Here is a 6,017-nt window from a genome sequence, read left to right on the forward strand (position 1 = left end):
TTCGGCGGTTGATCCGCCGCGGATCGCCGGCGTGGCGGTGGCCGGCCAGCCAGCCAGCCTCCGCAACGGAGCGCCGACGTGGCGGTGGCCGGCCAGCCAGCGGCGATCCCGGCGCGGGGTCAGCGGGGCGGCAGGGTGAGGGTCACCGCCACCGGCAGGTGGTCGCTCGCCTCGCCGCGCGGCGCGACCGGGTCCGTCGCCGTCAGGCCGGGCGAGACGAAGACGTGGTCGATCTGCTGGCGCGGATCGTCGGCGGGGCTGGTCGCCAGCGGACGGGCGACCGCCAACGCGTCGACCAGCCCGGCCGCGGTGAACTGCTCGAACGCCTCATCGCCCGGCTCGGTGTTCAGGTCGCCGGCCACCACGAGGGGCCGGCCGGCCGCGTACCCGGTGGCGAAGTCGGCCACCGCGCGAGCCTGTGCCACCGGGCCCGCGTCCGGTGGCGGTTGCAGGTGGGTGCTCACCACAGCGGCCTGGACACCGTCGCCGAGGTCCAGGGTGACGGCCAGAGCCTGCGCTCCGGTGGGTGCGCCGAGGGCCGGCAAGGGCCGGGACCGTGGGTCGGTGACCGGCCAGCGGCTGAGCACCGCGTCACCCCAGACCGGGTCGGCGGCCGGCCCGAACACGTACGGCATGCCGAGCCGGTCGGACAGCAGGTCCAGCGTGTCGTGGCCGCCGTTGAGCAGCCAGCCCCGGTCCACCTCGCTGAGCAGCACCACATCGGGCCGCTGCCGGTCGATCGCCGCGGTCAGGGCGGCCAGGTCGAACCGGCCGTCCAGCCCGAAGCCCATCCGGATGTTGTACGCCACCACTGTCAACCGCTCCGGCGGACCCTCCCGGTTGCTCGCCACCGCCACCTCGTCGGCGACGAGCGGCGCGAGCAGAGCCAGCACGGCGACCCCGCCAGCGGTCCGCAGCGGCGGAAGCGGGCCGGGACGCCGGTCGCCGGACGGACGGGCCGCCAGGGCCACTGCGGCGACCACGCCGGCCACCACCACCGGCACCGCCGCGTTCGGGTAGCCCAGGTCGTAGGCGGAGTAGTAACCCACCGCACCCAGCACGAAGAGCAGCATGCCGGCGGCTACCGCGTACCCCCGACGGGCCGCCGACCGGCGGGTGTCGTCCGTGCCCGTCGCGCCCTCAGCACCGGCACCGGCGACGTCGGCCGCGGCGTCGGCGCGACCCTGAGCGTCGGCACCGGCCGCAACGTCGGCGTCGTCGGCGCGACGTGCAGCGTCGGCGCCGGCCGCGGCGTCGGCGCGGCCCGGCGCGTCGGTGAGCGCGAGGCAGGCGCCGAGTCCGATGGCGGTGAGCAGCATGGCCGCGACGAGCAGGTCGCCACTGTCGAGGGCGAAGAGCACCACGCCAGCCAGCAGGGCCGCCGGCCCGAGCGCTCGACCCCGACCCCGGGTCGGGCCCGCCAGCGCGGCCAGCAGGAACCCGGCGACCGCCACCGGCACCGGCGCCAGGCCGAACAGCGGTGAGCGAGCGACGTCGCCACCCGCGACCAGGTACGACATCCCGGCCTGGGCCAGGGCCGGCGCGAGGGCCACCATGCCGGCCAGCAGCAGCACCGGCCCGGCCAGCAGCCACGACCGGGCGCCACCGGGGCCGGGCGGCGCGGCGGGCAGCGTCGTACCGAGCAGGAACAGCACCACCGCGACGGCGCTGAGCAGCCACGCCACCCAGCCGCCCCGCCAGACGAGATCGTAGGTGTCCAGCAGCGCGTGGACGGCGGCGTTGACCGCCAACCCCAGGGCCAGTCCCGGCACCGGACGGTCGGTGCCGCCGGCGACACCCACCAACCAGACCAGACCGGCGAACAGACCGGCGGTGGCCAACCAGAGCTGCGGACGGCCGCCGGGGGCGCTGGTGAGCGCGAGCCGGGCCACGGCCAGCAGCACGGCGGCGACGACGGTGACGCGGCGGGCGCCCACCCGCCGGACCAGAGCCGGCACGGCCATCGCCAGCACGAACCAGCCGAGCGCGAACGCGCCCATCACCTCGGCCGGGGTGGACGCTGCCTGCCCGAAGATGGTGATGATGCCGGGCAGCCAGACGCGCAGCACGTCGATGAGCAGAACGACGCCCAGCGCGAGCGATCCGGTGGTGAGCTGGCGGTAGCGCACCGGCGCCCCATTTCGTCGGCGGACCGGTCCTGAAGGGGGGCCGGCACGGCGATTCTGCGCGTACGGTCCGGCCGGGTCAACGGTCCGGGTACGCGCAAAGGGCGCCCACCCGAGAGGTGGACGCCCTTTGGGCGGACAGTCGGTCAGCGCTTGCTGGCCGTCTTCTTGGCCGGAGCCTTCTTCGCCGGCGCCTTCTTGGCCGCCGTGCTCTTGCTCGCCGCCGCGGTGGTCTTCTTCGCCGTGGCGGACTTGGTCGCCGCGGTGGTCTTCTTCGCCGTGGCGGTCTTCTTGCTGGCGGCCGTCTTGGTCGCCGTGGTGGTCTTGCTCGCCTTGGCCGGGGCGGTCTTCTTGCTTGCCGCCTTGGTGGCGGCGGTGGTGGTGGTCTTGCTCGCCTTGGCCGGGGCGGTCTTCTTACTGGCCGCCTTGGTGGCGGTGGCCTTGGTGCCCGCCGCCTTGGTGCCGGCGGTCTTGGCCGTGGTGGTGGCGGTCTTCTTCGCCGCCACCGTGGCCTTCGGCACCTTGCCGCTGGCCACCATCTCCTTGAACCCGGCGCCGGGGCGGAAGGTCGGGACGGACGTCTTCTTGACCTTCACCGCCTCGCCGGTACGCGGGTTGCGCGCTGTTCGTGCGCCACGTACACGCTTTTCGAATGCTCCGAATCCGGTGATCGCCACCTTCTCGCCCTTGGTGACTGCCGCCTGGACCTCAGTGAGGACCGCGTCGAGCGCGGCCGTCGCCGTCTTCCGGTCCCCCAGGCGAACAGCGAGCGCCTCGATGAGCTCGGCCTTGTTCACGACTTCCTCCCGATTGTGCAACTGACTCGACGCGAGCCATTCTGCGCGCACCGTATGCCCTGTGCTGCCTGGACACAAACATTCGGTGGAAAAAAGCCCTTGTGTCGTAACGGATTCACCCCCACCGGTTGGACCGGTGGGGGCGAAATCCGCTGTGCGAGTGGGCGTACGGCTATGCCACCGAGGGCAGGAACGGCAGTCGGGACGCCTCGTAGGAGGCGATGTCATCGGCGTGCCGGAGGGTGAGTCCAATGTCGTCCAGACCCTCCAACAGCCTCCACCGGCTGAAGTCGTCAAGCGGGAACGACCAGGTCGCGTCCCCGGCCCGGAGCTGTCGGGCGGTCAGGTCGACGGTCACCGGAGTGGTTGGTTCGGCCTCGACGAGATCCCACAACTCCTCGATGGCTTTCAATTCCAACTCGACCGGCAGCAGGCCCTCCTTGAGTGCGTTGCCGCGGAAGATGTCACCGAAGCGCGGAGCCACCACGGCGCGGAAGCCCCAGTCCCGCAGCGCCCAGACGGCGTGCTCCCGGGACGAGCCGGTGCCGAACTCCGGACCGGCGATGAGGATCGACGCACCAGAATAGGATTCATCGTTGAGAACGAATGCCGGGTCTTCCCGCCAGGCGCTGAACAGCCCGTCGGCGAAGCCGGTGCGGGTCACCCTCTTGAGGTACACGGCGGGGATGATCTGATCCGTGTCCACGTTGGACCGGCGCAGCGGTACGGCGGTGCCGGTGTGGGTGGTGAACTTGTCCATCTCGTCGGTCCCTTCTACAGGTCGGCGGGGGCGGCCAGCCGCCCGACCACGGCGGTGGCGGCGGCGACCGGCGGGGAGACCAGGTGGGTACGACCGCCCCGGCCCTGCCGGCCCTCGAAGTTGCGGTTGGAGGTGGACGCGGAGCGCTCACCGGGCTTGAGCGTGTCGGGGTTCATGCCCAGGCACATCGAGCAGCCGGCGAACCGCCACTCGGCGCCGGCGTCGGCGAAGACCTTGTCCAGCCCCTCGGCCTCGGCGGCCTCCCGGACGGCGGCGGAGCCGGGCACCACGAGCATCCGGACGGAGTCGGCCACCTTGTGGCCGCGCAGCACGTCGGCGGCGGCCCGCAGGTCCTCCAGGCGGCCGTTCGTGCAGGAACCCACGAAGACCACGTCGATCGGCAGCTCCCGCAGCGGGGTGCCGGGGCGCAGATCCATGTACTCCAGCGCGCGACGGGCGGCGGCGCGCTCCGAGTCGGTGACGAACTCCTCCGGGTCGGGCACCGGCGCGCTCAGCGGTGCGCCCTGCCCGGGGTTGGTGCCCCACGTGACGAACGGCGTGATCCGGCTGGCGTCCAGGGTGACCTCGGCGTCGAAGCGCGCGCCCTCGTCGGTGGGCAGCGTCCGCCACCACGCCAGCGCCGCGTCCCAGTCCGCGCCCTGCGGCGCGTTCGGCCGACCCTTGAGGTACGCGAAGGTCGTCTCGTCCGGCGCGATCATGCCGGCCTTGGCGCCCCACTCGATCGACATGTTGGCGATGGTCATCCGCCCCTCCATGGAGAGGGCCTGGATGGCCGCGCCGCGGTACTCGACGATGTGCCCGCGCCCACCACCGGTGCCGACCTGGGCGATCAGGGCGAGCACCAGGTCCTTCGCGGTGACGCCGGGGGCGAGCTGGCCGGTGACGTTGACGGCCATGGTCTTCGGCCGGCTCTGCGGGAGCGTCTGGGTGGCCAGCACGTGCTCCACCTCGCTGGTGCCGATGCCGAAGGCGAGCGCGCCGAACGCACCGTGGGTGGCGGTGTGCGAGTCGCCGCACACGATCGTCATGCCGGGCTGGGTGACCCCGAGCTGCGGGCCGATGACGTGCACGATGCCCTGGTTCTCGTCGCCGAGCGGGTGCAGTCGCACGCCGAACTCGGCGCAGTTGCGGCGCAGCGTCTCGATCTGCGTACGCGAGGTCGGATCCGCGATGGTGAGCAGGTCACCGCGGCGGAGCCGGAACGCCGGATCGGCGTACCCGGTCGGGGTGTTGTGGTCCTCGGTCGCGAGGGTCAGGTCGGTACGACGCACCCGGCGCCCGGCGAGCCGCAGCCCGTCGAACGCCTGCGGGCTGGTCACCTCGTGCAGCAGGTGCAGGTCGATGAAGAGCAGGTCCGGCTCACCAGCGGCGGACCGTACGACGTGCGCGTCCCAGACCTTCTCGGCCAGGGTCCTCGGCTCAGGAGTGACTCCCACCATCTGGACATCCTAAATTCTGGGAGGTAAGTTTCGGCTTGTGGGACACAGTATGAGCGGTGTCGGCGTTCTCGACAAGGCGGTGGTCATCCTGGCCGCCTGTGTCGACGGCGCCAGCCTTGCCGAACTCGTTGAACGCACGAAGCTGCCCCGGGCCACCGCGCACCGGCTGGCGCAGGCCCTGGAGATCCACCGGATGCTGGTCCGGGACACACAGGGCCGTTGGCGCCCCGGGCCTCGGCTCGGCGAGCTGGCCAACGCGGCCCCGGACGTCCTGCTGACCGCCGCCGAGCCGCTGCTGGCCGCGCTACGCGACGCCACCGGTGAGAGCGCCCAGCTCTACCTGCGCCGCGCCGACGAGCGGATCTGCGTGGCGGCCGCGGAGCGCGCCAGCGGCCTGCGGGACACCGTCCCGGTCGGCTCGGTGCTGCCGATGACCGCCGGCTCGGCGGCCCAGATCCTGCTCGCCTGGGAGCCTCCGGAGGCCGTGATGCCACTGCTGCCGCGCAGCAAGTTCACCGGCCGCACCCTTGCCGAGGTCCGCCGCCGTGGCTGGGCGCAGAGCGTGGCCGAACGGGAGGCCGGTGTGGCGAGCGTCTCCGCCCCGATCCGCGACCGCACCGGCCGCGTGATCGCCTCGGTCAGCATCTCCGGCCCGATCGAACGCCTGGGCCGCCGCCCCGGCGAACGCCACGCCATGGCGGTCGTCAGAGCCGGCCAACGCCTCTCGGGCCTTTAACCTTGCCCCCATCCCGTTGATCATGAAGTTATTGCCCGGACACGCCGCGGCGGAGGGCAGTAACTTCATGATCAACAGCGAGACCCAGGGGTACGGAAAAGGCTCACCTCGCGGGGCGAGGTGAGCCTTTGGTTTGTT

At 72.5% G+C, this 6,017-nt stretch carries 5 protein-coding genes; 1 reads left to right on the top strand and 4 read right to left on the bottom strand.

Annotation, left to right across the window (positions count from 1 at the left end; all coding sequences use genetic code 11):
• Positions 1-119 precede the first annotated feature (119 nt).
• The 4 genes from ACLQ27_RS15900 to leuC form a co-directional block, all read right to left on the bottom strand.
• Positions 120-2,129, bottom strand: coding sequence for an endonuclease/exonuclease/phosphatase family protein (locus ACLQ27_RS15900; protein WP_425867376.1), 2,010 nt, complete (start codon positions 2,127-2,129; stop codon positions 120-122).
• Positions 2,130-2,272: 143 nt separating this feature from the next.
• Positions 2,273-2,923, bottom strand: coding sequence for an HU family DNA-binding protein (locus ACLQ27_RS15905; protein WP_234591306.1), 651 nt, complete (start codon positions 2,921-2,923; stop codon positions 2,273-2,275).
• Positions 2,924-3,095: 172 nt separating this feature from the next.
• Complete coding sequence (leuD, locus tag ACLQ27_RS15910; RefSeq protein ID WP_357494223.1) at positions 3,096-3,683, bottom strand: 3-isopropylmalate dehydratase small subunit; 588 nt, start codon at positions 3,681-3,683, stop codon at positions 3,096-3,098.
• A 14-nt stretch (positions 3,684-3,697) separates the two neighbouring features.
• Positions 3,698-5,143 carry a 3-isopropylmalate dehydratase large subunit gene (gene leuC / locus ACLQ27_RS15915; RefSeq protein WP_357494221.1) on the bottom strand — a complete coding sequence of 482 codons (1,446 nt, stop codon included), beginning with the start codon at positions 5,141-5,143 and terminating at the stop codon, positions 3,698-3,700.
• 49 nt (positions 5,144-5,192) lie between these two features.
• Between leuC and ACLQ27_RS15920 the strand changes: the two genes are divergently transcribed.
• The gene (locus tag ACLQ27_RS15920; RefSeq protein ID WP_007456408.1) at positions 5,193-5,879 is read left to right on the top strand and encodes an IclR family transcriptional regulator; all 687 of its coding nucleotides are present in this window, start codon (positions 5,193-5,195) and stop codon (positions 5,877-5,879) included.
• Positions 5,880-6,017: the final 138 nt, after the last annotated feature.

This window comes from Micromonospora sp. DT63 (assembly GCF_049841615.1).
GTDB lineage: Bacteria > Actinomycetota > Actinomycetes > Mycobacteriales > Micromonosporaceae > Micromonospora.